At 44.2% G+C, this 25,100-nt stretch carries 28 protein-coding genes and 1 pseudogene; 28 read left to right on the plus strand and 1 reads right to left on the minus strand.

Annotation, left to right across the window (positions count from 1 at the left end):
- Positions 1-3 precede the first annotated feature (3 nt).
- The 26 genes and pseudogenes from NCY57_RS08505 to NCY57_RS08635 all read left to right on the plus strand — a co-directional run bounded on the left by NCY57_RS08505 (position 4) and on the right by NCY57_RS08635 (position 22,026).
- Positions 4-261 carry a hypothetical protein gene (locus NCY57_RS08505; protein WP_227588774.1) on the plus strand — a complete coding sequence of 86 codons (258 nt, stop codon included), beginning with the start codon at positions 4-6 and terminating at the stop codon, positions 259-261.
- Positions 262-325: 64 nt separating this feature from the next.
- The gene (locus NCY57_RS08510; protein ID WP_092070789.1) at positions 326-823 is read left to right on the plus strand and encodes a DUF2829 domain-containing protein; all 498 of its coding nucleotides are present in this window, start codon (positions 326-328) and stop codon (positions 821-823) included.
- A gap of 3 nt (positions 824-826) precedes the next feature.
- Positions 827-1,090, plus strand: coding sequence for a DUF6275 family protein (locus NCY57_RS08515; protein WP_092070786.1), 264 nt, complete (start codon positions 827-829; stop codon positions 1,088-1,090).
- Positions 1,091-1,123: 33 nt separating this feature from the next.
- On the plus strand, positions 1,124-1,288 hold the full coding sequence (locus NCY57_RS08520; protein ID WP_173739707.1) for a hypothetical protein: 165 nt from the start codon (positions 1,124-1,126) through the stop codon (positions 1,286-1,288).
- Between the two features lie 142 nt (positions 1,289-1,430).
- Entirely contained in the window at positions 1,431-2,063 is a 633-nt protein-coding gene (locus NCY57_RS08525; RefSeq protein ID WP_092070783.1) for a DUF4355 domain-containing protein, read from the plus strand.
- Between the two features lie 17 nt (positions 2,064-2,080).
- Positions 2,081-3,013: a hypothetical protein gene (locus NCY57_RS08530; protein WP_092070780.1), complete on the plus strand. Its 933-nt coding sequence runs from the start codon at positions 2,081-2,083 to the stop codon at positions 3,011-3,013.
- A complete protein-coding gene (locus tag NCY57_RS08535; RefSeq protein WP_092070777.1) occupies positions 3,010-3,249 on the plus strand; it encodes a Rho termination factor N-terminal domain-containing protein in 240 nt (79 codons plus the stop codon). The genes NCY57_RS08530 and NCY57_RS08535 overlap by 4 nt, the downstream gene beginning before the upstream one ends.
- Positions 3,250-3,253: 4 nt before the next feature.
- On the plus strand, positions 3,254-3,583 hold the full coding sequence (locus NCY57_RS08540; protein ID WP_092070774.1) for a phage head-tail connector protein: 330 nt from the start codon (positions 3,254-3,256) through the stop codon (positions 3,581-3,583).
- Positions 3,558-3,932 (plus strand): hypothetical protein, encoded by a 375-nt coding sequence (locus NCY57_RS08545; RefSeq protein WP_092070772.1) that lies wholly within the window; start codon positions 3,558-3,560, stop codon positions 3,930-3,932. The genes NCY57_RS08540 and NCY57_RS08545 overlap by 26 nt, the downstream gene beginning before the upstream one ends.
- Positions 3,929-4,438: an HK97-gp10 family putative phage morphogenesis protein gene (locus NCY57_RS08550; protein ID WP_092070770.1), complete on the plus strand. Its 510-nt coding sequence runs from the start codon at positions 3,929-3,931 to the stop codon at positions 4,436-4,438. The genes NCY57_RS08545 and NCY57_RS08550 overlap by 4 nt, the downstream gene beginning before the upstream one ends.
- Positions 4,435-4,803: a hypothetical protein gene (locus NCY57_RS08555; protein ID WP_092070768.1), complete on the plus strand. Its 369-nt coding sequence runs from the start codon at positions 4,435-4,437 to the stop codon at positions 4,801-4,803. Before NCY57_RS08550 ends, NCY57_RS08555 begins: the two co-directional genes overlap by 4 nt.
- A gap of 12 nt (positions 4,804-4,815) precedes the next feature.
- Positions 4,816-5,238 carry a phage tail protein gene (locus NCY57_RS08560; RefSeq protein ID WP_092070766.1) on the plus strand — a complete coding sequence of 141 codons (423 nt, stop codon included), beginning with the start codon at positions 4,816-4,818 and terminating at the stop codon, positions 5,236-5,238.
- Between the two features lie 13 nt (positions 5,239-5,251).
- Entirely contained in the window at positions 5,252-5,701 is a 450-nt protein-coding gene (locus NCY57_RS08565) for a DUF6096 family protein (RefSeq protein WP_092070764.1), read from the plus strand.
- Positions 5,701-6,063 carry a hypothetical protein gene (locus tag NCY57_RS08570; protein WP_092070763.1) on the plus strand — a complete coding sequence of 121 codons (363 nt, stop codon included), beginning with the start codon at positions 5,701-5,703 and terminating at the stop codon, positions 6,061-6,063. The genes NCY57_RS08565 and NCY57_RS08570 overlap by 1 nt, the downstream gene beginning before the upstream one ends.
- A 30-nt stretch (positions 6,064-6,093) precedes the next feature.
- Complete coding sequence (locus tag NCY57_RS08575) at positions 6,094-9,654, plus strand: hypothetical protein (RefSeq protein ID WP_173739708.1); 3,561 nt, start codon at positions 6,094-6,096, stop codon at positions 9,652-9,654.
- 12 nt (positions 9,655-9,666) lie between these two features.
- Positions 9,667-10,032 carry a hypothetical protein gene (locus tag NCY57_RS08580; RefSeq protein ID WP_092070759.1) on the plus strand — a complete coding sequence of 122 codons (366 nt, stop codon included), beginning with the start codon at positions 9,667-9,669 and terminating at the stop codon, positions 10,030-10,032.
- A gap of 13 nt (positions 10,033-10,045) precedes the next feature.
- Positions 10,046-10,438, plus strand: coding sequence for a hypothetical protein (locus tag NCY57_RS08585; protein ID WP_092070757.1), 393 nt, complete (start codon positions 10,046-10,048; stop codon positions 10,436-10,438).
- Positions 10,439-10,450: 12 nt separating this feature from the next.
- Positions 10,451-15,337: a collagen-like triple helix repeat-containing protein gene (locus NCY57_RS08590; protein WP_250789605.1), complete on the plus strand. Its 4,887-nt coding sequence runs from the start codon at positions 10,451-10,453 to the stop codon at positions 15,335-15,337.
- 16 nt (positions 15,338-15,353) lie between these two features.
- Positions 15,354-15,653 (plus strand): hypothetical protein, encoded by a 300-nt coding sequence (locus NCY57_RS08595; RefSeq protein ID WP_092070750.1) that lies wholly within the window; start codon positions 15,354-15,356, stop codon positions 15,651-15,653.
- A 109-nt stretch (positions 15,654-15,762) separates the two neighbouring features.
- A complete protein-coding gene (locus NCY57_RS08600) occupies positions 15,763-16,065 on the plus strand; it encodes a hypothetical protein (protein WP_092070745.1) in 303 nt (100 codons plus the stop codon).
- A 2-nt stretch (positions 16,066-16,067) separates the two neighbouring features.
- Complete coding sequence (locus NCY57_RS08605; protein WP_092070742.1) at positions 16,068-16,400, plus strand: ribonuclease; 333 nt, start codon at positions 16,068-16,070, stop codon at positions 16,398-16,400.
- Positions 16,401-16,421: 21 nt separating this feature from the next.
- A complete protein-coding gene (locus tag NCY57_RS16935; protein WP_092070739.1) occupies positions 16,422-17,855 on the plus strand; it encodes an N-acetylmuramoyl-L-alanine amidase in 1,434 nt (477 codons plus the stop codon).
- A gap of 65 nt (positions 17,856-17,920) precedes the next feature.
- A pseudogene (locus NCY57_RS08620) lies at positions 17,921-18,565 on the plus strand (peptidoglycan-binding protein); the annotation flags it as partial.
- Between the two features lie 222 nt (positions 18,566-18,787).
- Complete coding sequence (locus tag NCY57_RS08625; protein ID WP_015526780.1) at positions 18,788-19,846, plus strand: FUSC family protein; 1,059 nt, start codon at positions 18,788-18,790, stop codon at positions 19,844-19,846.
- A gap of 84 nt (positions 19,847-19,930) precedes the next feature.
- Positions 19,931-21,199 (plus strand): M18 family aminopeptidase, encoded by a 1,269-nt coding sequence (locus tag NCY57_RS08630; protein ID WP_173739709.1) that lies wholly within the window; start codon positions 19,931-19,933, stop codon positions 21,197-21,199.
- A gap of 17 nt (positions 21,200-21,216) precedes the next feature.
- Positions 21,217-22,026: a Cof-type HAD-IIB family hydrolase gene (locus tag NCY57_RS08635; RefSeq protein WP_250789606.1), complete on the plus strand. Its 810-nt coding sequence runs from the start codon at positions 21,217-21,219 to the stop codon at positions 22,024-22,026.
- Positions 22,027-22,208: 182 nt separating this feature from the next.
- Here NCY57_RS08635 and NCY57_RS08640 read toward each other — a convergent pair whose 3' ends face one another.
- Complete coding sequence (locus tag NCY57_RS08640) at positions 22,209-23,153, minus strand: AEC family transporter (protein WP_118609079.1); 945 nt, start codon at positions 23,151-23,153, stop codon at positions 22,209-22,211.
- A gap of 153 nt (positions 23,154-23,306) precedes the next feature.
- Here NCY57_RS08640 and NCY57_RS08645 point away from each other — a divergent pair, with 153 nt between their 5' ends.
- Together NCY57_RS08645 and ilvN are read left to right on the plus strand one after the other, a co-directional pair.
- Positions 23,307-24,347, plus strand: coding sequence for a tyrosine-protein phosphatase (locus NCY57_RS08645; protein WP_015526775.1), 1,041 nt, complete (start codon positions 23,307-23,309; stop codon positions 24,345-24,347).
- Positions 24,348-24,511: 164 nt separating this feature from the next.
- Positions 24,512-25,009, plus strand: a complete 498-nt coding sequence (ilvN, locus tag NCY57_RS08650) for an acetolactate synthase small subunit (RefSeq protein WP_173739710.1) — start codon at positions 24,512-24,514, stop codon at positions 25,007-25,009.
- Positions 25,010-25,100 lie beyond the last annotated feature (91 nt).

Below are 25,100 nucleotides of genomic sequence, written 5' to 3' on the forward strand. Positions count from 1 at the left end.
CAAATGGAAATGCGAAGATTTGAACTAAAAAAAGAGCAGATCGAATTTCTTAAAGAAATGTATCCTGACAATGAGCTGGTTCAGAGAGTACTGAATTGTGAAAATAATGGAGTATTTGAAGTAGATGTGGATACCAAAATTGATTTTATGCTTTTTGTGGAAGATGAGTCGGTATATTGGATGGACGCAAATTATGAGCCATCAGCGAAAACATATATGCTTGAATCAATAAGGGATGATATTTATTATCAGACCAACTGATACCACCAGTCAGAAATGGCCGGTGGTCTTTTTATACCCATTTTTAAGAAAGAGAGGATCAGAAATGAAGTTTGAAGAAGCATTAAAGGCAATGAAAGCAGGAAGTAAAGCAAAATTACCGTCCTGGGGAGGATATTGGTATTGGAGTCCAGAGAAAGAAACAATCATCATGCACACAAAAGATGGACAGGAACTGGATATCCGGGAAACCCAGAGCGTTGTATATACGCTTCAGAATATTCTTTCTGATGAATGGATCATTGCAGATGAAGTAAACTGTCCGCAGTTGGGCGGAGAAGCAACATTTTCTTTCGGGGAAGCTATCAAGTACCTGAAAAGAGGGTCCAAAGTAGCTCGTAAAGGATGGAATGGTAAAAAACAGTACATTCAGCTTGCAACTGGGATTTCTTATAAGGCAGCAGATGGCGAAGTTGTAAACTGTGAGCACAATGCTATTGGCAACATGGCAGTGGCTTTTGTAGGAACATCTGGTGTGCAGATGGGATGGCTTGCATCTCAGGCAGATATGCTTGCGGAAGACTGGATTTTTGCGGAGGAGTAGAGAATGAAAAACGAAGAATTTTTAAGGCTTTGTAAGGCGAAAGTAGCTGAATATACAAACTCCCATATGGATAAGACCGATGGAAAGCAGATCACAGTACAGGATGTGTACGTGGTATGGAGTTGTAAGACATTACAGAACAGTAAAGCACTTCTGAGCACGACTGTGCCGGATGGAATGTATTATGAGCTGACATATAACGGAGATAAGCACGAGTTATACCTTGATGCTTATAAGAAGTTTCAGAACATGTGCTTTAAACTGTAATTGCGCCGGCGCAACGGAGGGGAGGTGAAGAGAATGAAAGTAAAATGCATCAAAAGATACAGCGACATCTGCTTGAAAGAAATCGTCGAGAAGGGAACTGTTCTGGAAGTAACAGAAAACAGAGGGGAACATCTGATCGGCGAGGGTGTTGCAGAGGCAGTAAGAGAAGCAAAGGCAGCAGCCAAAGGGAAGGAATAGGTAATCCAATTATCTCCCGGTGAGACGCAGGGTGAAGCGTCTTATTTTTTATGCCTTTTTCCGCTAGGCGTTAAAGAAGCAGATTCCAAAAACTGAATGGCCCGGGCGTGAGAACGAATAGGCTGGGCAGAAAGGAAAAGATATGAGAAACAGAGTATTCAAAGCAATGTGTAAAGTTCCAATGAACCTGCAGTTATTCGCAGAAGGCGGAGACGGTGCTGGGGCCGGTGAGGGCAATGGCGGCGGATCCGGAGAAGGTACGGGCGGCGAAGGAGATAATCCTCCATCTTTTGATGACTTCCTGAAAACAGGCAGTAATCAGGCAGAATTTGACAGACGTGTCCAGAAGGCAGTCAATACGGCAGTGACAAACGCACAGGAGAAGTGGCAGGCACTGACGGATGATAAGCTTTCCGAAGCTGAGAAGCTGGCCAAGATGACCAAGGAAGAAAAAGCGCAGTACATGCAGAATAAAAAAGAAAAGGAACTTTCCGACAGGGAGGCAGCAGTAACCAGAAGTGAGCTCATGGCAGAAGCAAAGAACAACCTGTCAGACGAAGGACTTCCGGTAGAGCTTGCAGAAGTACTGAATTATACAGATGCAGATGCCTGCAAGAAATCCATGGAAACCGTCAAAAAAGCGTTCCAGACTGCAGTTGAGAAAGCAGTCGATGAGAAGCTGAAAGGCGGCAAGCCTCCGAAAAAAGCACCAGAAACAAACACACAGGAAGCCCTTGAAAAGCAGGTATACAATGCGATGATGGGTATTTTTTAAAGGAGAGTGAATAAACAATGGCAATCAATACTTTAGCAACAGCAACCTTATTTATGACACAGCTTGATAAGATCGCTGTTCAGGAAGCAACCACCGGCTGGATGGATGCCAATGCCGGCCAGGTGATCTATAACGGTGGATCTGAAGTAAAGATCCCGAAAATGAGCGTTCAGGGAATGGGCGACTATGACCGTGAGGCTGGATACCAGCGCGGCTCCGTTACCCTGGAGTACGAGACCAGAAAAATGACACAGGACCGTGGCCGTCTCTTCCAGCTGGATCCGATGGATATCAACGAGGCAAACTTTATCCCGACTGCCGGTGCAGTTATGGGAGAGTTCCAGAGGACACAGGTAGTTCCGGAGATCGATGCGTACCGTATCAGCAAGCTGGCCACAGAAACACTTACTGCAGATAAAGCAGGAATGATCGGAGAATCTTATGTACCGGGAACTGCTTCTACATCTGCTCTGCGTAAGCTGAAAGAAGGGATCAAAGCGGTAAGAGAAAACTATAACGGAGCTCTTATCTGCCAGGCAACACCGGACTTTATTATGGAGCTGGAACTGGAACTTGCGGGCAAGATCACTGCAGTGACCTTCTCTAAAGGCGGAATTCAGACACAGGTTCCTTCTGTAGATGGTGTACCGCTGGTTTCCACACCTTCCAACCGTATGTACACAGCTATCAAGATCAATAACGGTAAAGATAGTGGCCAGGAAAAAGGCGGATATGAAAAAGGAACATCTGCAAAGAACCTGAACTTTTTCATCTGCCCTGTAACCACGCCAATCGCTGTCACAAAACAGGATATCATGCGTATCTTCGACCCGACAACAAACCAGAAATTGAACGCATGGCAGATGGATTACCGCCGTTTCCATGATATGTGGATTCTGGATAATAAACTGGATTCCATCTATCTGAGCATCCAGGAGGCGAAAGCATGAGGCTGATCCGTAAAAATGTAGAAAGAGAAGCGGAAGGATCTGCAGCAGAAAAGCTGATCAGTGATGGCTTCACACCGATGAAAAAAGCCACACCAGACACAGTACCGGAAGAGAAAATCGGTAAGGACATCGAGGATATGACAGTTGAAGAACTGAAAACTCTTGCAAAGGAGAAAGGACTGACCGGTGTCTCCTCCCTGGCAAAAGCGGACCTTCTGGCAATCCTGAAAGGGTGATACGATGGCATCAGCAGAAGATATCAAAAAGCTGAAGATCCTGACCGGAGAAAAGAATGAGGAACTTCTGTCTGTCCTTCTGGATGAAGCTGAAGCTTTCGTGCTGTCCTACACCAATCGCAAACAGTTAAGGACCGGGCTGGAAAAGGCAGTCCGGGATCTTGCTGTGATCGCTTTGAACCGGATGGGAACAGAGGGGGAAAAGTCCAGAAGTGAGGGTGGAGAGAGTTATACTTTTGAGGATGCGCCGAAACAGATCTACGACACGCTGAACCGGTATCGCCTGGCCAGAGTAGGAGGAAAGACTTATGAGGCTGAGAAGAAGCAGACTTGAGGAATTTTTCCATAAGAAAATGACGGTAAAGAAAGATAAAGAAGGCAGTACCAGCGAGGAATATGGTGCTGCCTCTTCTGTTACCGGAGAAAGCTGGCCGGCATCTGGAGAAGTACAGGTTGAGCAGTACGGCCAGAAACTGAATTATATCCGGAATATCCGGATACAGGGAAACTATAAGATCCAGACGGATGGAAAAAGCCGGCTGCATTATATCCTGGAAGATGGAACGGATATAGAGGAACGGGACGGGATTTGTCTATATGTGGCAGCAGATCAGCTTCCAGACTATCGGATCATATCCATCAAACCATATCGTTTCCTTACCATAGAGGTGGAAAAGATATGAGTGTAAATGGATTTGATGAAGTGGAGAAAGCTTTGCAGGAGGTGTCCGAGTTGGACACCCGGCAGGCAGTTGGAGAAGCGATCCAGTTTGTACGGTCAGCAGCAGTTGAGAATTGCCATGCAGATACCGGAGAACTCCGGCAGAGCATTTTTGCGGAAACCACAGAGGAAGAAAACTCTGTCACAGGGATCTGCTGGACAGACAAAGCTTATGCTCCGTACATAGAGTTCGGAACCGGACCGAAAGGCCAGGAGAAACATGCCGGCATCTCTCCGGAAGTAACTCCGGTCTATACTCAACAGCCATGGTGGATCCATGAAAGCCAGATAGACAGAAGAGTGGCTGAAAAGTACCGTTGGCCATATATGGACACGCCGGATGGAAGATTCTATAGATGCAGCGGAAATCCGGCCTATCCGTTCCTGTATCCGGCTATGAAGGATAACGAAGAACAGATCTTAAAGGTGCTGGGCGGAAGCCTTGCGTCAGATTTGGAGGATATATGAAGAATGTAAAAGATCAGGTGTACGCGGCACTGTGCACGGTGTCCGAAAATGTTTCAGATGCTTATCCCCGTTCCTGGGCGGAGGGCTCAACGCTCCAGTATACCGAAGAGCAGAACGATGTATACGAAGCCAGCTCCGATGCTGAAGGAATGAGAGAGGATAAAGCCCTTGTAAGATACCGGATCGATATCTGGAACAATCACAGCACTTCAGAAGCAGCTCTGCAGGTAGATGAAGCGATGAAAGTGACAGGCCTGAAACGGATCGCATGTGCAGATGTGCCGGATCCGTCAGGGATGAAGCATAAACAGATGCGCTACGAAGGGATCATTGATATGGATTCTGACAGCGTGTATTGGAGATAAGGAGGAATAGCGATGTTAGCAAATGGAGCAACATTAGGTTACAGAAAACACACAGCTGGAGAAAACTCTGCAGCTTACACAGATCTTCCAGGACTGAAAGAGATCCCGGAAGTCGGAGTGGAACTGGATAAGGAGGAAAACACCTGCCTTACAGATCCGCACAAGATGTACGAGGAAGGCATTGGAGACCTTCCGGATATGAAGTACAAATGGAAGTACGACAACAGTAAAGCCGGAAGCCCGTACAGGCTTATGAGAGATGCAGCAGACAAAAAAGAGATCTGGGATTTCCAGGAAAAAACAAAAGATGGAACAGTTACCGAGTTTACTGCACAGTTTTCCGTAAAACGTACAGGCGGTGGAGTAAATGGTGTGATCGAGTTTGAGGTGACCATGGCCGTACAGTCTGAGATCAAACAGACAGATCCGGCGTAAGGAGGAATAAAAGATGATGAATTTTGAAGGCATTCAGGATCTGGGCGGAGCTTCTGCCCAGAATGAGACACAGGCTCCAGAGGAAAAAGTAGTCAATCTGGAGGAACAGAAGAAAAAGAGACAGCCCTTTGCTTATTGGAATGTAGGCGGCAGGAGCTTCAAGATGAAACTGAAAGCTTCCGGAATCGGACGCCTGGAAAATAAGTACAGACAGAATCTCATGAATATGATCGATGATATTCCGCCGCTTTCCGTGATGCTGACGATCATCCAGGAAGCAATGTCACCGTGGGAGCATGGGATTGATTATCAGGATGTGCAGAAGCTGTATGACGCATGGATCGATGAAGGGAACAGTCAGCTGGAACTCTATCAGAAGATTTTGATCCCGCTCATGGTGGTATCGGGTTTTTTACCGGAGAAAACAGCGGTATCCCTTCTGGAGGAAATCGAGAACGCCTGATGTCAGAACAGCTCTCGGAGCTGTATCCGGTAGCTCTTGAGATGGGGATCCTGGCGGAAACATTCTGGAACCTTTCTGTAAATGAGATATTCGATACTTTGGCAAATATAAGAAGGCGGTTGCTCAGAGAAGAAAAGCAGCGGATCATGGATAATTTCATCCAGGCCCAGGCCATAGCAGTAGATATCTCAGCGTTATTTGCTAAAGATGGCAAGATAGCCCATCCCTGGGATTATTATCCGGAACTGTTTGAAAAAGAACAGAAGGCATACGAAGAAGCAGAGGAAGCCCGCCAGTGGGAAGAGTACATGGAAAAAAGAAGGGCGTACAACGCCGAATGGAACTATAGACATAATCATTGATTTGTTGAGAAAAAGAGAGGAGGTGAGCCCATGGGAGACACACTTCATAAGATGCAGGTGATAATTGAAGCTACAACAGAACCATTGAAAAAAGGAATGGAAAACAGCCGGCGGGAAGTAAAGAAAAGCGTTGAAGAAATCCAGAAGGAAACTGAGAAAGTAAAGAATCCGTTCAAGGGAATGGAAAGCAAGGCGCTGCAGCCGGTAAGGAATACTCTGAATAAGATCAGGGAAATGCTCAGCAGGAATCCTGTGAAAAATTTCCAGATCAAGGCAGGCATCAAAGTTCCAACGGAAGAGTATGCAGAATTGCAGAAAAATTTATCAAAAGCACAGCAATCATTGGAAAAACTACAAGAAAAACAGCACAAATTTGAAAACACGGGTAAATCTAAAGAGAACCAGCAATGGAAAAGCCTTGTAGTTGATATTACTCGAGCTGAAAAAAAACTCAGTGAATACAAAGATGCTGCAGCCAAAATGGAAACGTCAGGAACTGCTTTTAAACAAACCCCTACAGACGAATATCGTGAAATCAGAAATTCTGTTAAAAGTTTAAACGAAGAAATAGAAAAATATGAAAAAAAAGGTGAAAAGCTTGAGGCGATGGGCGTTAAGAAAGAAAGCAAGCAATGGAGAAGCCTTATATACGATATTGAACAAGCTCGCGGGAAGCTGTTTGAGTATGAAGAAAAAATGAAATCGTTAGAAAAATCAGGAAAATCAACTCAGCAGGTGCCAACAGAAGAATATCAAAAAATACAAAAAGACATTTTGAAAGTAAATAAAGAACTTGATGCTTATCGCGAAAAAAAGAATAAGCTCCAAGCTTTGGGCGTATCAAAAGAAAGTCAGGAATGGAAAAGCCTTACATATGACATTGATCAAGCGAAAATAGCTGTAGAGGAGTATAAAACAAAGGCCAGACAGATGGAATCCTCAAATACAGATGTAAAGCGGCCGGTATCTCTTCCGAAACAGGCATTGAACTTTGGGACAGGAATTTTCAAAGGAATAGGAGCAACTGTTTCGAAGGGGTGGGGAGGCTTTACAAAGCTTCTGGGAGGTGTTGGAAACGTTGCATCTTCCTTCACCGGTGTGATCCGGAAATGCTCCGGTGCTTATGCTGCACTGATCCAGAAGTTCACATCCGGAATCCCGTTTCTTAACAGGACAAAATCTTCGTTCAATGGTCTGGGAACATCCGGACGAGGCTTGACAGGTATACTGAAGACGATCGGAATGACTGCAAAATTTATGTTTGCAAGTTTTGTGATCCGTGGAGCTGTAGATGGCGCAAAGCAGGGATTTCAGAACCTTGCACAGTACAGTGGAGAAACAAACAGAAGTCTTTCTCTGCTGATGTCTTCTCTGACACAGCTCAAAAATTCACTGGCCACAGCCTTTGCACCAATCCTGAATGTTGTAGCACCAATTCTGAACAGTTTCATTCAGACGGTTATCAACGTGGTAAATTCCATAGGCCAGCTGATGGGAGCCCTCACAGGCAAAACCACCATGGTCACGGCCAAAAAAGTCAATCAGGATTATGCTGCAAGTCTTAACAGTACCTCAACGGGTCTGAAGAATAATGCAAAGAACGCGGATACGGCATCAAAAGCGGCAAAACAATATCAGCGCACTCTTCTGGGATTCGACCAGATCAACAAGCTGAACGATGATTCAGACAGCTCCGGATCAGGAGGAACAGGAAGTGGAACGGATACATCACCGCTTGGTGGTGTTAATGATATGTTCCAGACAACGGCCATCAAGAGCCGTTTCAAAGATCTCGCAAAACTGATTAAAGATTCTTGGAAGTCCGGCGATTTTACAGAACTTGGTGCCATGGTCGGCAATAAGCTCAACGAAGCACTGGAACGTATTCCGTGGGGTAAAATCCAGAATACCTGTAACAAGATTGCAAAAAGCATTGCCACTTTTCTGAATGGCTTTATTGAAGCTGCGGATTGGAAATTAGTTGGTAATACATTCTCTAAGGGACTGAACACAGCCTTTGGATTTGTAGATACCTTTGCAAAGAATTTCCACTGGAACAGTCTTGGGAAAGCTATCGGAGATGGGATCAATGGTGCTCTTGAAGGCCTTGACTGGAATCTGATCAAAGGAACCGTACATGATACCGTCTTTGGTCTGGTAAGCACACTGAATACAGCGATTGCGACAACCAATTGGAGTGTAGTTGGAAAAACAGTTGGAGAGTGCTTTAACACACGACTGGAAGCACTTTATACCACGGTTCATAACTTTAACTGGAGAGGCTTGGGCACTGCACTGGCTGATCTTGTAACCAACACGGTCAAAACCATTGATACAGGAAAAATAGGACAGACCTTATCCGATGGGATAAAAGGCTTTTTTGATTTTGCAATCTCAGCGATTGAACACATGGATTGGTGGTCCATGGGGGACACCATCTATAACAAAGCAAAAGATCTGATGGTAAACATTGACTGGAGCGGAATTGCTGACAGAGTTTTTGAAACGATTGGAGCTGCATTTGGAGGTTTTGCCGCATTTATTGGCGGTATCTTTAAAAATGCAGTTGCAGATGCAAGGAAGTATATTATAAAGCATTTCACAGAAGCTGGAAAATTCACCTGGGAAGGCTTTAAAAATGGTGTTGTGCAGTCATTTAAAGATATAGGAACCTGGATCAAGGCACACATTTTTAAACCATTCATAAACGGATTCAAAAAAGCTTTCGGAATCCATTCACCATCAACAGTCATGCGTACGCAGGGCGGATATGTTATATCTGGCCTGTTCAATGGTATGAAAGCAGGATTGCCAGCTGTACTGTCTTGGATTGCTAAACTCCCAGGGCAGACAAAAGAGAGACTTGGAAATGCCAAAACATGGCTACGTGGGAAAGGAAATGCTGCGATCACCGGTCTGAAAAATGGCTGGGAAGCTGTAAGGGAATCAACATTCCTGAGCAGAGTAAAGAAAATCGGTTCTCAATCTTTCAACGCTATCGGAGATATCAAAAGCAAAGTAACGCCGAAAGGCAGGGATATCATAAGCGGAATGAGAACCGGCCTGAATAATAACTGGAGCTCTCTGTCTGGAATATTAAGTAATATACCAGGCAAGGTGGCAAACGCAATTCCAAGCTTATACACAGTTGGCCAGAATGTTATTCAGACTTTTGCAAATGGATTTTCAAGCATCCATATCCCTATGCCACATATCGGCTGGGATTGGGAAGGTGGATCTATAAAAATCGGTAACTTCAAATTTTCATTGCCACGTTTCAATCTGAGCTGGTACGCAAATGGCGGATTCCCTGGTATGGGAGAAATGTTCGTGGCAAGAGAGTCCGGACCGGAGCTTGTCGGAAGAATGGGAAACCATTCTGCGGTGGCAAACAATAATCAGATCATTGCCGGAATCCGGGCAGGTGTATTTGAAGCAGTTGTGAATGCTTTTGAAAGCATGCAGGGCAGAAATGATCGTGGACGGGAACTCCACATCTATCTGGAAGGCGATGCAAAGAAATTGTTTAAGGTGATCCGCCAGGAAGGAAACAACTATCAGAAACAGACCGGAAATCCGGTATTTGGATAAGGAGGCGGTAAAGTGACAGATGATATCATTATTGACGGAGTTACGATGCCGACTCCGGCCCTTTCGGGTTTGACAATAAAAAAGGAAAAAATCTGGTCAAATAATACAGGGCGTGTAGCGAATGGTGATATGGTAGGCGATCTTATTGCTATTAAATATACGTTGGAAATTACATGGCCCATGTTAAGCAGAGCGGATACTGCCAAGATTGATGCAGCAATCAGCCCTGCTTTCTTTAATGTGACATTTACGGATCCTGGAAGCAATTCCCGGATAACAAAGAGATGCTACTCAAACACACCATCCTATCCGGTATACAGTTATGTGGACGGTGTGAAAACATACAAAGGAGTAGGGGCGACACTGATCGGAAAATAAGGAGAACAGAACAATGAAAATGCAAAACAAAGAAATTGTAGACTTTTTAAATACTTGCGTATCTATGAAAAAAAAGAGCTTGCCAGTCCGTCTGGCGTATGCGATCAAGAAGAACGTGGTAGCAGTCCAGGAGGCTGCGTCAGCTTACACTGCGGAACGGGAAGAATTGATCCGCAGATACGCCAAGAAAGATGAAAATGGTGAGATCATGACGGAAGACGACTGCTATATCATGGAAGACAAAGAAAGATTTGGGAAGGATATGAGTGAACTTCTGAATATTGAGACCGAGGTGGAGATTCATACTGTTTCCATCTCAGTAGTCGAGAAATGTGACGAAGATCCGAAATATGATTCACTGACTATGGCTGAACTGGATGTCATTGATTTCATGTTGGCAGAGTAAGGAGGCAGTCCTGTGTATCAGTCAACAACTGCATTTGGAACCTTGGTACAGCAGGATTCCAGAACATTTAAATGTTTACTCACCTATGGAGAAACATCCATCACAACCGTACGAAGTATCAAATTCACCGGAGGTTCTGAAGGAGAAGACGATTTTTCTCTGGGTTCTACCATGTCACAGTACATAGAAGTGACAATTCCTGGCAAAGGACTGGTAGTTGAAGGAACAGAAATGCTCCTTCAGATTGGTATGGACGTGAACGGAAAAACAGAATATATCCCCATGGGATATTTTACAGCAGGAAAGCCCCAAAAAGCGGATGATCAGATCACGTTCACGGCTTACGACCGTATGATGAACACAGAGCGGACATTTTCCATGGATGGCACAACCACAAATACAGTGGCAGTACTAAAGCGGATTGCGGATATCACAGGTGTTCCTGTAGTGACATCCGGATTAACTGCGATATCCATAAAAGTGCCGAAAGGATATAGCTGCAGGGAAGTCCTTTCTTATGTGGCGCAGCTTCATGGCGCGTTTGCTGTTTGTAACCGTAGAGGTCAGATCGAGCTGCATACCTATGTGGATTCAGATTATAAGGTAAAGACGAGCCGGTACTGGGGAAATTTTGAACATAATGATTATGCTTTTGATGTTTCAAAATTTGTATGTTTTACGGGACAAGATAAAAATGGAAAAAGCATATCAATCTTTTCAGGATCCGGAGCGAGGTCCGTGTCTTTTTCCAATCCGTTCATGACACAAACAGTCCTCAATAATATCCTGGCATCTTTCAAAAATTTCTCCTATATGCCAGGTACATTGAAAATGATGGGAGATCCCCGACTGGATCCTTGGGATATCCTGACCGTAGCAGATCTGTCTGGAAACACATATAAGGTTCCTATCATGAAACTGGATTGGGAATACGATGGCGGTCTTACATATTCAGTTGAAGCTGTCGGCCTGTCAGAAGAAGAAACCAATGCAGATTATAAAGGCCCACAGACAAAAGAAATGGAACGGTATTACGCACAGTTGGTAATGATTGACAGAGCGATGATTAACAAACTGGATGTGGAGACTGCAAAAATCACGTATGCATCTATTAAGGAACTGGATGTAGTTAAAGAAAATGCTGAGGAAATTAATGCTAAAAAAGCAAATATCGATCTCGCAAATGTAAATAACGCTTGGATTGAAAAAGGCGTCCTAAAGGACGGGTCCATTGGCTCAGCAGCAATCCATGAAGGCGCTGTAACGAACGCTAAGATTGCTGATGCGACGATTGAAGCAGCGAAGATCAAGTCTATCAATGCAGATTCTATTGTAGCCGGTACGATTAAGACAGAGCGCCTTATCATCACCGGTCCGGATGGTCAGGACTCTATTGTCAAAGCAATCAACATCGCAAATGGCGTATCTGAGGCAGAAGTGAATGGTCAGAAGATCCAGGCCGCTTCTATAGATGTCGTTGACCTGTCTGCATTCCAGGCTAAGATTGCTCAGTTTGATATGAGTCAAAATGCCATCTATAGTGGCAAGCTGGCTATTAATGATCCAACAAGCGGTGTTTATATTTCCACCACCGGTCTTGGACTTGGCGACGGAGCTCTTACAAGTAAGAAAGAATCGCCAATTCAGATGTATGCTGATGGTGTATTTAAACTTAAAGGCAAAAATTCATCGTTGGAATTTAATCCAGTGACGGATATGTTGGACATCAATGTCAGCAATTTCCGGATTGGTTCAAAAGAAGCAGCCACAGTAGATAACACAATCAAATCAACACTCGAACAATTCTATTTATCCACATCCCCAACATCCTTAGTTGGTGGTTCATGGAGTAATAACCAGCCCGCATGGACAGAAGGCAAGTATATTTGGAGACGAAATTTCGTAACCTACGGAGATGATCGTACTGAATTCACGCCTTCTGAAAACGGAGTATGTATAACAGGTAATACCGGGGCTCAGGGTGCTCAGGGCGCTCGTGGTCCACAAGGTGCCGCCGGACCCAAAGGTGAAACTGGTGCTCAGGGACCGCAAGGTGACAAAGGAGCTACCGGACCACAGGGACCGACTGGACCACAGGGACCAACTGGACCTAAAGGAGAAACTGGGAGTATTGGTATAAGTGTAAGCAAATTTACGAGGTATTATATTCTTCAGTCTTCAGCGACAGCACCGTCCAAACCAAGTGATGGTAGCGCCATTGGATCTAATTGGAGTAAAACAGAACCATCATATACCTCTGGATCTACTAGTACATTATATTTCGTCGATCAGACTGTGATGTCAAACGGAACTATTAAATATTCCGACGTTTCAAAATCATCCAGCTATGAAGCTGCTAAAGAAGCTTGGAATAAGGCTAATAGTGCTAATAGTAAAATTGATAGCATAATGGTTGGCGGAAGGAATTTAGCCGAGGCAACTAATCAAGGGATTAAAAATTGGCAATGGAGTATGAAAACCGGCGGATACTCGAGACATGAAATTGTTGATAATAATGTTAGAACTTGCAAGATGGTAAGGGATTCGGTCGCTCAAAGCGGTTGGTCCGTAATAGAGTATACGGATATAGGTCGTAGCAAATGGAAACCTAACACTACTTACACTTTGTCCGTAGAAGTTAAATCCAATGTTGTCACCTATTTCTATCCCCAGTTTAGAGAGACTGACGGATCTGACCAGATTATTGCATCGGTGAATAGCATTAATGCAACAACAGTTATTAATAAATGGGCAAAGTTGATTTGGGTTGTTAAGTCGGTTGAGAATTTACCAACTGCAACTGATCAAAATACATATTTTACTTCCATGAACAGTGCTCCAGGAGTTTGGTATCAATTTAAAAATCTTAAACTTGAAGAAGGCAACATCGCAACAGACTGGACGCCAGCTCCTGAAGACTCCCTTGCATCAGTAGACGTGGAATATTATCTCTCTACATCACAAACATCCCTATCGGGCGGCTCCTGGTCCACCACAGCTCCGACATGGGTGAACGGTAAGTACATGTGGTCCAGGACTGTAAAAACCGATGGCGCTGGTAACAAAACATATTCACCAAGTCAAAATGGAGTTTGTATAGCTGGAGCAAAAGGTGATACTGGACCACGTGGTCCACAAGGTGCTACAGGCGCAACGGGGCCACAAGGCCCAACTGGACCTAAAGGAGATAAAGGTGCAACTGGCGCTCAAGGTCCTACAGGAGCGTCTGGCAAAGGAATTAAATCCACAGCTATAACATATCAATTATGTGCATCACAGACCACTGCACCGACGGGAACGTGGCTTGGATCACCGCCTGCTATAGATATTTTCAAACCATTTTTATGGACAAGAACTGTTACCACCTACACGGATAACACAACATCAACAGCATATAGCGTAAGTAATACGTCAAACAATGTAAGGATACATTCCGTGCCCGGTAACGGTAACACTAACCTGTACGTTAAATTCGCCACGTTGACAATAGTATCAAACTATATCAACACTCCTATGACATTCAAACTTGTTAGTAGGGGATGGGAAACGTCAAACGTTCAGATAATGTTCAAATCAATCAACAACCCCGACCCTGGATTGGATTGGTTCAGAGCTGACGGTACAGTGCCATTATGGATAAAGAAATCGGGCACATCAAAATGGGATTTATACATGCAAAAATGCGAACCGTGGGGCAGCTGTATTATTTATAATTTCGTTATGTCGGATAGACATGCTGACGTTACATGGACTACCGATCAAGTAGCAGCAATTCCGAATGGAGCTGTAAAAGTAGCTTTATTATCGGCTGATGCAAACGCAATATCTCGTATCTCCGCGGCCGAGACTGAAATCTCAAATAACAAAAAGCAGATTGCTCTTAAAGCATCTCAAACGGAGGTCACTAATCTCAAAGGTGCACTTGGCGACTTGAGTGTGTATACCAATAAAAAGACTACGATGGTCCAAGATATTACGGGCTGGCAATATACCTGGGATACCGTTATAAGCACCGATGCGGCTGAGATTGCTAGTCATAAAGACTACATTACTTTCGATAAAGGTAATATTATCCTTGGTGACTCCGCCAGTGCATCCAAACTTAAACTTACAAAAGATTCCATCCAGTTTAAAGGCACCAGCGACACCGCCATAAAACCAGATTCCGACGCAACTGCCTGGATCACAGGAAAGGTATTCCATATCAACTCCGGAGAGATTGAGAGCAGCTTGAAGTTTGGAAAAGTTTTAATGAAACCTACTAAAAATGGAATTCAAATCGGAAATAAGGCTGAATTTGGCGAACGAGTACGAATAGGATATCCATTAAGCAGTAATATGCAATATACTTATTCAGATTGCCCGCTTGTGGTTGGAAGTAATACAAATACTATTGGGGATTATCCCTGGTTCGCAGTTGATGATGGCTATGCATTTGTTAGAAACGGAATAATAACGCCAGGGGATTTTATTATTAAATTCGGCGAATATACACTGGATCGTCCCAACGGCGGTAAGTTTAGCGGTACATTAAGACCATATTACCGCGCTGACGACGTAATAAATATGGAGTTTTATGTAAATGGATATGTTACATCAAATAAACAGGAAGTCATATTTCATATTCCATTATCCCGACCAATTATGTCCACCCCAGTTTCGATATCAAGCATAAATGGGCTCACGATTCGGCAAAATGGAAAGTATATATATAACTCGACTGCTTCAAAACCTATAAAACCGGCATCGTATACAGCTGCGGTTATAGGAGGGCGTAACGGATTAAACGTTAGAGCTAAAATGGGAATTGATAGTAATGGTTTTACTGACACTGATATTAAGAACATTGTGAATAATGATACTTGCGCTATCATGGCAAGTATAAAAATCACATTTTAGCTAAAGGAGAATCAAAATGGCATTAAAAAAGAAGATAATCCAGGAGGATGGTGTGATTACTGAATACCACCGCATCCTGTATGTATCAAACACTGTAAACAGTCATTGCTCTGTTGCTGTGATTTCCTTGGCTTCCGAAGAGATCAGGAATAAACAGCTCGCGGGAGAAATTCAGCAGCCTTATCAGAAAATTGTCACCTATGAAACTGAGAAATTTAGCGATCTGAGTATCAAGGAAGCATATGAATATCTCAAAACCCTTCTGGAGTTCGAAGGAGCGGAAGATGTTTTCGAAGATAAGGATAACAGTGTTTGATTGAAAGGATAGAAAGGATTTATTTATGAAGATCAGAGCCGAGCCGTGACAGGCTCTTTTATTTTACAGAAAATTGCGCCGGCGCAATAGCCGGAGAAAGCGTGAATAATTGAAAGAAATACTCACACAAACATATCTTATCGCATTGCCGATTTTGCTTGGTTATATCGTTTGGCTTCTGAAAAATCAGAAGAAAGATCGAGACGCAAACAGTAAGGGAACTATGCTCTTGCTTCGCGTCCAGATGATTGAGTATCACTCAAAGTATACGAAGATGGGAGATATTCCGTCATACGCATATCAGAATTTCTGCGAAATGTACGAAGCTTACCACAGACTTGGCGGAAATGGCATGGTAACAAAAATGAAACAGGAAATTGAAGAACTGCATATCAAAAGAAAGGGAGAATGACTATGAATATTAACACTATCACACAGTATGTAACTTACGCCCTGGCCCTGATCGGAATCCTGGCATTTATCGTTTCAGCAATCGTGCAGGTGATCAAAGATCTTCCAGGTCTGAAGAACATTCAGACCAGTATTGTTGCCCTTGTAGCATCCCTGATTCTGTGCCCGGTAGCATTACTGATTCTGTGCACATATTATAAAGCTGCAATAACCTGGTATTACATTGTAGCATCTGTGATTGCAGCATTTATCGTGTATCTGGTTGCAACCGGAGGCTGGGAGAAAGTCAAGGAGATCTGGGAAAGAACAAAATATAAAAATTCAGAGGGTGAGTGATCACCCTCACAGGAGGAAAATATGATAAAGATCATGGGAACCCCACAGGCCAGCGTTGAACAGATGAAGGTTTACATCAAAAAAGTAAATCCACAGGTGTCCGATTCGGTCACAAAGATGATTCCTCTGTATATCACGGAAGGCACGGAAGAGGGCGTGCGTGGTGACATTGCTTTTGCCCAGTCCTGTTTGGAAACAGGAAACTTCACGTTTTCGGGATCAGCAGTAACACTTGATCAGAATAATTTCTGCGGATTAGGTGTGAACGTCACAGGAAAGAAAGGCTGCAGCTTTAAAACTGCGAAAGAAGGAATCAGGGCGCAGATCCAGCATCTGCAGGCTTACGCTTGTACAGACGGACTGAAACAGAAATGTATTGACCCGCGATATACATACGTATCAAGAGGCTGCGCTGAGTATGTTGAGCATCTCGGCATCCAGGAAAATCCCAAAGGACAGGGCTGGGCATCCGGAAAGAACTACGGACAGAAAATCATCAACATCCTGAACGGTATATTATCTATCAAGACATCAAAAACAGAAAAGGAGAGTAATACCATGAATATCAACACAAGCCTTATCAGTAACAACAATAGCTATGCAGGTCAGAAACCGGCATATATCGTAATTCACAACACGGATAACTATGCCAAGGGTGCAAATGCGAAAGCGCATGCAAAAGCACAGCATGATGGCAACTTTAAGGGATATTCTGCACATGTATATGTGGACGACACAGAAGCGTATCAGGCGCTTCCATACAACCGTGGAGCATGGCACGTGGGCGTCAACTACGGCGGTCGGCTGTTCGGTACTGTCAACAACAGAAATTCAGTAGGAATCGAGATGTGCGTTCAGGCGGGCTATAACTACGAGAAAGCTTTCCAGAATACAGTCCAGGTGTGCAAACAGCTTATGAAACAGCTGGGAATCCCGGCAGACAGAGTTGTGCAGCATTATGATGTATGTGCAAAGAACTGCCCGTCAGCAATCCGTGCAAAAGGTGACTGGAACCGGTTCAAGCAGCTGATCGGAGCTAAGACCGACACACCGACGGTAGATAAGTATTATCGCACAAGAAAGTCCTGGGCTGACAGCAAGAGCCAGATCGGAGCATACAAGAGCCTTGAGAATGCAAAGAAAGAGTGGAAACAGGGATACACCATCTATGACTGGAACGGAAAAGCAGTGTATCCGGTACAGACTTCAAAAAAGGCAGTAGTTCTGACGGGAAAGTTTGAGACCCAGCTTCCAATCATCCGGAAAGGGAATTCCGGCGTTGCAGTTTCTGTGCTGCAGTCTGTACTTGGTGTTACTGTGGATGGCCGTTTCGGAGACGATACAGAAACATCCCTGAAAGTTTTCCAGAAAAACACAGGCGTAAAGGTAAGTGGAACCTGTGGTATTGATTCCTGGAAAAAGGTGATCGAACATGTGAAGGCAAAGACAAAATAACTTCCTATTATAAAAAAGTCCGGCAGGTACCCACTGCCGGACGGATATTGTATCATCATTTATGTGCCAATGTTCTGGCAATCATGTCGTTTACTCTGAACAGAGTTTATACAGAGTGGTACCGGAATAAGGGTTATGATTTCACCATTACATCCTCCACAGCATACGACCACAAATGGATCCATGGCAGGAATATTTTTGAGAGTATAGACCGGATCGTGGATGAACTTTTTGAAAACTACCTTTCCAGACCGGATGTACGTCAGCCGATCCTGACCCAGTACTGTGACGGACACCAGGTGCAGTGCAGGAACCGGGGATGGATGACCCAGTGGGGAAGCAAAGCTCTGGGAGATCAGGGATATTCCGCCATTGAGATCCTGCGGAGCTTCTATGGAAACGATATGTATATCAATGTGGCGGAAGCAGTTTCCGGGATTCCCGCATCCTGGCCGGGATATGACCTGACTATCGGTGTTACCGGTGAAAAGGTGCAGCAGATCCAGGAACAGCTTAATGCCATAGCAAAAGCCTATCCTGCCATCCCGTCAGTGATCGTGGATGGTATTTATGGTCCGGCTACTGCTGCATCTGTAAAAAAATTCCAGAATATATTCGGACTTCCCGCATCTGGAGTGGTGGATTATCCAACCTGGTATAAGATACAGGACATTTATGTAGCAGTGACCAGGATAGCGGAGCTGCAGTAAATATAAAAATAATAAAAATGTTCCTGGCCATTTTCGGAGTGATCTGATCGGGGTTGAGGTGTAATGCGTGAACATGATTTCAGAAAAAATATTTGACGTTTCAGAATAAACCAAGTATAATGGCTGTTTGTATCTTTGAACGTAAATTGTAAAGAGATTGCGTTTATGAGCATGTGAAAAAAGCGAAATGAGAATGTCTGCTTTACAAAAGGAGTGATGAAAATGACATTTTATCAGGAACTGCAGTTAAGCTCAACCGGATCAAAACAGCTGATCAGAAATACCACAGACAAAAAGGAGAAAAGAAGGCATATTCTGATCTATAATTTTAAAGTGTATCTTGTCATGGCATTTTGTGTGGCGGTTGTGACATTGTACAGTAAGATAACCGGTAATGACAACAGTGTTGTAGGAGTAACCGTACTGCTGGCAGTGCTGGTTTTAAGGCAGGCGGATTTCGGGATCCGGACGTCCCACGGATTGTTGTCCATTGCCGGGATTTTCTGTATTCTGATCGCAGGACCGAGATTATCCAATATGGTTTCACCGGTACCGGCATTTTTTGTTAATGCGATAAGCATCCTGTTACTGATGATCCTGGGATGCCATAATGTAATTATGTATAACCATTCCACATTTGTTCTCGGATATCTGCTTCTGATGGGATATGACGTAACCGGAAAGGCGTATCTGCTTCGTGTAGAGGGGCTTTTGGCCGGAATGGTTCTCTGCATGGTAGTTTTTTATAAGAATCAGAAAAACCGCCCGTATCGCAGGACGTTTCTGGACCTGTTCCGGGAATTTGACCTGCATTCTGCAAGAGGCAGGTGGTATTTAAGACTGACGCTGATCGTTTCCAGCGCTATGCTGATCATGTCTCTTCTGGGACTCCCAAGAGCAATGTGGGCCGGAATTGCCTGTATGTCCGTGTGTCTGCCGTTTACCGCGGATTGCAGGGGAAGAGCCGGAAAAAGAGCTATGTTCAACATCGTTGGCTGTATTCTGTTTGCAGTGCTTTATCTGATACTTCCGGAATCTATGTATCCCTATATTGGAATGATCGGAGGAATCGGTGTGGGATATTCCGCAGGTTATGCGTGGCAGACTGCATTTAATACATTTGGAGCACTGTCCATTGCATCAGGACTGTTTGGAATGCCGGCAGCAGTGCTGCTCCGTATTGGAGCCAATGTATTTAGTTCAATTTATACTATGCTCGCAAATAAGCTTGGGGATAAGCTTGTGCAGCATATGTGGGTACGAAAGAGTGCAGAAATCTGAGATATTGCCCTGAAAAAAGTTTTGCCGTATAATGGGTAATAGCATAACAGCCTGGATATTACCGGGCCGACAGAGGAGAAGATCATGTACGAAGAAACAACAGAAAAATTGCTGGAATTTATCAGTAAAAGTCCTACAGCCTTTCAGGCGGCAGAGGAAACAAGAAGACGTTTTTTGGAGGAAGGCTTTACAGAATTGAAGGAAGAGGAGCGCTGGGAGCTGGAAAAGGGCGGAAAATATTTTGTCATGAGAAATCATTCCGCGATCATCGGATTTTCCATTCCTGTCAATGACTGCAGGAGATATCATATCATTGCAAGTCACAGTGACTCCCCGTCTTTTAAAATAAAAGAAAATCCGGAGATGTCTGTAAACGGAGCTTATGTGAAGCTGAATGTGGAGCGGTATGGAGGAATGATCCTTTCTACCTGGTTTGACCGTCCCCTTTCTGTGGCAGGACGCATGATCGTCCACAAAAACGGAAAAATTCTGGAAAAGCTTGTAGATATTGACAGAGATCTGGTCATGATCCCGAGCCTTGCGATCCATATGAACCGGGATATTAACGGAGGCTATCATTATAATGTCCAGAAGGATATGCTTCCATTGTACAGTGGCAGTGGCGAAAAAGGAAACTTCATGCGGATGCTGGCAGAAGAGGCAGAGATCCGTCCGGAGGATATCCTGGGCCATGATCTGTTTCTCTATAACCGGATGCCCGGAACGATCTGGGGATCCAGGAATGAATTTGTTTCCAGTCCAAGATTAGATGATCTGCAGTGTGCTTTCGCTTCAATGGAAGGCTTTCTCCAGGCAGATAAGAAGAAGGTCATTGCAGTCCACTGTGTACTGGATAATGAAGAAGTGGGAAGCACTACCAGGCAGGGAGCTGCATCCACATTTCTTAAAGATGTACTGTTTCGTATCAATCTGGCCCTTGGCGGAGATCAGGAAAGTTATCTGATGGCCCTTGCAGAGAGCTTTATGATCTCTGCGGACAATGCACATGCATTACATCCGAATTATACAGACAAGGCAGATCCTGTAAACCGTCCGGCGATGAATGGTGGAATTGTGATCAAATATAATGCCAATCAGAAATATTGTACCGATGGGATTTCCACAGCAATCTTCAAGGAACTCTGCAGAGAAGCAGATGTGCCATATCAGACATTTGTGAACCGTTCTGATATTGCCGGTGGTTCCACTCTGGGAAATATTTCCAATACCCAGGCAGCCATAAATACGGTCGATATCGGTCTGCCGCAGCTGGCGATGCATTCCGCTTATGAAACAGCCGGAGTGAAAGATACGGAAAGCCTGATCCGTGCGGCAAAGGTATTTTACAGGTGATATCGGAGGACAGGAAAATGAGCAGAAAAGCAGTATTTTTTGATGCGGACGGAACAGTCTGTGATATGAAAAAAGGAGTGTCGGACAGTGCCATAGAAGCCATCCGTGCGCTGGTAGATAACGGACATGAAGCGTGGCTCTGCACAGGAAGAAGTCGTGCGTTTGTATCCTGGTATCTGGAGCAGATCCCTTTTACGGGAATGATCAGTGCCTGCGGATCCACCATTGAGAAGGACGGGAAGAGACTTTTTAATAAAGAGATGACGCCGGAGGTTGCAAAGCTTTCTGTGGAGGTTCTCAGAAAATACGGACTGATCCCGGTAATGGAAGGCGCGGATTTTATGTATTATGACAAAGAGGAGTATACCGATGAAGTGAACTGGTATGCCAGTCTGATCACAGAATCCCTGGGCGATAAATGGAGGCCTATCCGTGGAAATGAGGATTGTATGCGGATCAATAAGATCAGTGCAAAAATGACGGAGGGATGTGATGCGGAGGCAGCGTTATCCATTTTATCAGAATACTATGATATCATCCGCCATGAAGGCAGCAGTTCGTTTGTGGGAAATACCATTGAACTGGTGCCAAAGGGCTTTAACAAGGCTGTTGGGATCGCAGCTGTGATCCGCCTGTTTGATATTCCGTGGGAGAATACCGTTGTTTTTGGAGACAGCAACAATGATCTTGCCATGTTTGAATACGCTGCAACAAAGGTTGCCATGGGAAATGCTTCTCCGAAGATTAAAGAACTGGCAGATTATGTTACGTCTGACATGTTCCACTACGGCATTCGGGATGGCTTGAAATATCTGAAGCTGATCTGAGAGAATGCTTCGTTTGTTTTGTAGGCTATGAGATTGTAAGAACAGAAACATCCACATCAGAAATGATAGCTTTATGTGAATATGCTTTTATAATAAAATGCTGTAAGAACCAGAAATCATAGTTCTTACAGCATTTTATGTTACAGATTTTTCCGGGTAGATAATATGCAGAAGCTGCAATATCAGATCAGTCCCAGACCTTTGCAGATAAACAGCCAGAGTGTCAGGGTAAAGGCACTGAATAATGTGGTAAGAAGCACGACTCCCGAAGAAAAAGAGCCCTCATGTCCCATGTTTTTTGCCATGACAAAGCAGGTAACGGTGCTGGCAGACCCCAGCATGATAATGATGGAAACCAGCTTGTCCTTTGTAAAACCGCAACGGATGGCAAGAGGAAGAAAAAGTGCTTCATAACCGACAAGTTTCATAAATGTACAGGCAACAGATGCTTTCAGCCGGGAAAAGGCTTTTCCGAAGTGCAGAGATCCGCCCATAGCCATGAGGCCAAGAGGCGTGGCGGTTTTTGCAAGATTGCCTGCCGTAGAGTCCAGGATCTTCGGAAATGGAAGACGAAGAAAGGACCAGAGTGTACCGGCTGCAATGCCGAGAATGATGGGATTGGTGACAATTCCCTTTAAAGTGCGCTTCAGAACGGTACCATCTATTTTTCCCTGACCTGGTTTAAAGACAGAGAGAACTACAACAGCCATTACATTGTAAAGAGGGACGCTGGCAATGATCATCAGTGGTGCCATACCTGCATTTCCGTAAAGGTTCTGGATAATGGCGATACCAAGGATCGCTGCGCTGCTGCGGTAGGATGCCTGGATAAACTCGCCCCGGATATCGGAAGGGTGGAGAAAACGGGACAGGAGCACGGAGATCATAATACTGAGCGATGTGATCGCAAAACAGAAAAGAATCATCTTGGGATCCCAGGCCTCATAGATATCGATTTTAGCGATGTCCTGAAACAGAAGCACAGGCAGGGGGATGACAAACACAAATTTGTTCATACGATTGACAAATGTTTCGTCAAACAGTCCGATCCTCCGGAAAAAATATCCCAGGAGCAGCGTAAGAAAGATGGGCACGGTAACATTCAGACAGAAAATAAGATTGTCCATAAAAGAAAGCCTCCCTGTGGTAAAATTTCTCTGTTTATTATATCTAAACTACGAAAATTGTCAAACGAGGTATACGGGACTGGAGATTTCTGGTATGATAAAAAGTGTTGCGAAGAAAGCAGCACAGGGGTTGAGAAGGAGAAAGGAAAGAAAATGAGATACGGAAAAATACGGATCGAAGATGGCTTTTTTGTGTTTACCAGACATATGATGCTCAACAGTCTTCCGTGTAAAGATATTCTCTGGGCGTACATGCGCCGTGAGGGAACCGATAAAACCGGTGAAAAGCAGCTGATCATCAATTATCTGGTGATCATAACCAGACGTCAGAAGCGTTATAAATTTGATATGACAGAGCAGGAGGTACAGGATTGCCTTCAGCTTCTTAAAGTACTGAATCCGGATCTTGCGGTTGGTTTTCCAAAAGGAAGCAGGCTTCCGCTTCAGAATCTTCCGAATACAAGAGATCTGGGTGCATTGATGACAGTAGACGGTTCGCATATTCTTCCCAGAAAGCTTTTGCGCAGCGGAGAAATCTATCATGCTTCTGCTGCAGACAACCGGATCCTTTCAGAAGAATATAATGTAAAAACAGTGATTGATTTCCGGTCAGCTGCAGAAGTAAAGAAAAAACCGGATGATATCATGGCAGGAGTGGAGTATTATCACATTCCAATCCGGGATGAGGACAGCAGCGGAAACAGCTTTTTTGAACATGTGATGTCCTGCTATGGTGATGTAGACCGGTATATGCAGGACTGGTACCGGAATTTCGTTACGGATGAGTATTCTCTGAAGCAGTATGCACGTTTTCTAGATGTCCTGCTTCATGTAAAGAATGGAGCTGTTGTTTTTCACAGTGCCACAGGAGAAGACCGGACAGGAGTCGGAACAGCACTTTTGCTCTTTGCTTTGGGTGTACCTAAGGAAACGATACGAAGGGATTATATGCGGTCGAATTCATGTCTGGAAGATGAACTGAAATATATGTGCAGGCTTTACCGGGCAGACCGGCCGGAAAACAGCCGGAAGCTTGCAGATCTGAAAGCCTTCTATCAGGTGAAGGAGTCTTATATCAATACAGTTTTTGATGTCATCGAAAAAGAAAACGGAGGAATTGAAAGATTCCTTCGGAAAAAACTCTATCTGACACCAAAGGCATCCGAGGAGCTTAAGAAAAAATATCTGATCTGAGGATAAAAACATTTCTTATCATCCTGAAGGAATTTTGCAGGAAATTTTGATTGACAAAATTTTCGAAGTTGTTATAATGGTAAGAAAGCAAGGGTTTATTAGATTAAAGCGTTAACTGACGAAGTCGGTTTTCTATACATAAAAGTGTTGAAAGCAGGTGTATTATGGAAAAGAGAATACTATCCATCCTTGTGGATAATACCTCCGGAGTCCTTAGCCGTGTGGCTGGTCTTTTCAGCCGCCGTGGATATAATATTGACAGCATTACCGCAGGAGTGACTGCAGATCAGAGATATTCCCGTATGACAGTTGTCTGTGAGGGAGATGATCAGATGCTCCAGCAGATCACCAAACAGCTGGCGAAGCAGGAAGATGTACGGGATGTTAAGGTCCTTGAACAGGACGACAGCGTTGCCCGTGAGCTGATGCTCGTCAAGGTTGCTGTGAAGCCGGAACAGAGACAGGGAGCTCTTTCTGTTGCAGATATCTTCCGTGCCAAGGTGGTGGATGTAAGTAAAGATTCTCTTATTATGGAGATGACCGGAAGCCAGAACAAGCTGAATGCGTTTGTGGAGCTGATGGCTGACTATGAGATCCTTGAGCTTGCAAGAACAGGAATCACAGGTCTGTCACGAGGCAGTGACGATGTCCGTTACCTGTAAAATTTTTACATATGTTTGCTAGGAGAGCAGCTACTCTCTTAACGATAAATAATTTTTATGAAGAAGATGTTGTAAACATCAGAGGAGGAAA

Origin of the sequence: Blautia sp. MB18-30 (genome assembly GCF_023669475.1) — a bacterium.
GTDB classification, from domain to species: Bacteria; Bacillota; Clostridia; order Lachnospirales; family Lachnospiraceae; genus Blautia_A; species Blautia_A fusiformis.

Excerpts from the sequence above, each read along its gene's own strand:
- NCY57_RS08595 (WP_092070750.1), top strand. The coding sequence starts at position 15,354 with ATGGCATTAAAAAAGAAGATAATCCAGGAGGATGGTGTGATTACTGAA.
- NCY57_RS08645 (WP_015526775.1), top strand. The coding sequence starts at position 23,307 with ATGAGATACGGAAAAATACGGATCGAAGATGGCTTTTTTGTGTTTACC.
- NCY57_RS08630 (WP_173739709.1), top strand. The coding sequence starts at position 19,931 with ATGTACGAAGAAACAACAGAAAAATTGCTGGAATTTATCAGTAAAAGT.
- NCY57_RS08515 (WP_092070786.1), top strand. The coding sequence starts at position 827 with ATGAAAAACGAAGAATTTTTAAGGCTTTGTAAGGCGAAAGTAGCTGAA.
- NCY57_RS08505 (WP_227588774.1), top strand. The coding sequence starts at position 4 with ATGGAAATGCGAAGATTTGAACTAAAAAAAGAGCAGATCGAATTTCTT.
- NCY57_RS08575 (WP_173739708.1), top strand. The coding sequence starts at position 6,094 with ATGGGAGACACACTTCATAAGATGCAGGTGATAATTGAAGCTACAACA.
- NCY57_RS08555 (WP_092070768.1), top strand. The coding sequence starts at position 4,435 with ATGAAGAATGTAAAAGATCAGGTGTACGCGGCACTGTGCACGGTGTCC.
- NCY57_RS08570 (WP_092070763.1), top strand. The coding sequence starts at position 5,701 with ATGTCAGAACAGCTCTCGGAGCTGTATCCGGTAGCTCTTGAGATGGGG.
- NCY57_RS08635 (WP_250789606.1), top strand. The coding sequence starts at position 21,217 with ATGAGCAGAAAAGCAGTATTTTTTGATGCGGACGGAACAGTCTGTGAT.
- NCY57_RS08640 (WP_118609079.1), bottom strand. The coding sequence starts at position 23,153 with ATGGACAATCTTATTTTCTGTCTGAATGTTACCGTGCCCATCTTTCTT.
- NCY57_RS08535 (WP_092070777.1), top strand. The coding sequence starts at position 3,010 with ATGAGGCTGATCCGTAAAAATGTAGAAAGAGAAGCGGAAGGATCTGCA.
- NCY57_RS08605 (WP_092070742.1), top strand. The coding sequence starts at position 16,068 with ATGAATATTAACACTATCACACAGTATGTAACTTACGCCCTGGCCCTG.
- NCY57_RS08560 (WP_092070766.1), top strand. The coding sequence starts at position 4,816 with ATGTTAGCAAATGGAGCAACATTAGGTTACAGAAAACACACAGCTGGA.
- NCY57_RS08530 (WP_092070780.1), top strand. The coding sequence starts at position 2,081 with ATGGCAATCAATACTTTAGCAACAGCAACCTTATTTATGACACAGCTT.
- NCY57_RS08520 (WP_173739707.1), top strand. The coding sequence starts at position 1,124 with ATGAAAGTAAAATGCATCAAAAGATACAGCGACATCTGCTTGAAAGAA.
- NCY57_RS08585 (WP_092070757.1), top strand. The coding sequence starts at position 10,046 with ATGAAAATGCAAAACAAAGAAATTGTAGACTTTTTAAATACTTGCGTA.
- NCY57_RS08565 (WP_092070764.1), top strand. The coding sequence starts at position 5,252 with ATGATGAATTTTGAAGGCATTCAGGATCTGGGCGGAGCTTCTGCCCAG.
- NCY57_RS08510 (WP_092070789.1), top strand. The coding sequence starts at position 326 with ATGAAGTTTGAAGAAGCATTAAAGGCAATGAAAGCAGGAAGTAAAGCA.
- NCY57_RS08550 (WP_092070770.1), top strand. The coding sequence starts at position 3,929 with ATGAGTGTAAATGGATTTGATGAAGTGGAGAAAGCTTTGCAGGAGGTG.
- NCY57_RS08540 (WP_092070774.1), top strand. The coding sequence starts at position 3,254 with ATGGCATCAGCAGAAGATATCAAAAAGCTGAAGATCCTGACCGGAGAA.
- NCY57_RS08625 (WP_015526780.1), top strand. The coding sequence starts at position 18,788 with ATGACATTTTATCAGGAACTGCAGTTAAGCTCAACCGGATCAAAACAG.
- NCY57_RS16935 (WP_092070739.1), top strand. The coding sequence starts at position 16,422 with ATGATAAAGATCATGGGAACCCCACAGGCCAGCGTTGAACAGATGAAG.
- NCY57_RS08545 (WP_092070772.1), top strand. The coding sequence starts at position 3,558 with ATGAGGCTGAGAAGAAGCAGACTTGAGGAATTTTTCCATAAGAAAATG.
- ilvN (WP_173739710.1), top strand. The coding sequence starts at position 24,512 with ATGGAAAAGAGAATACTATCCATCCTTGTGGATAATACCTCCGGAGTC.
- NCY57_RS08525 (WP_092070783.1), top strand. The coding sequence starts at position 1,431 with ATGAGAAACAGAGTATTCAAAGCAATGTGTAAAGTTCCAATGAACCTG.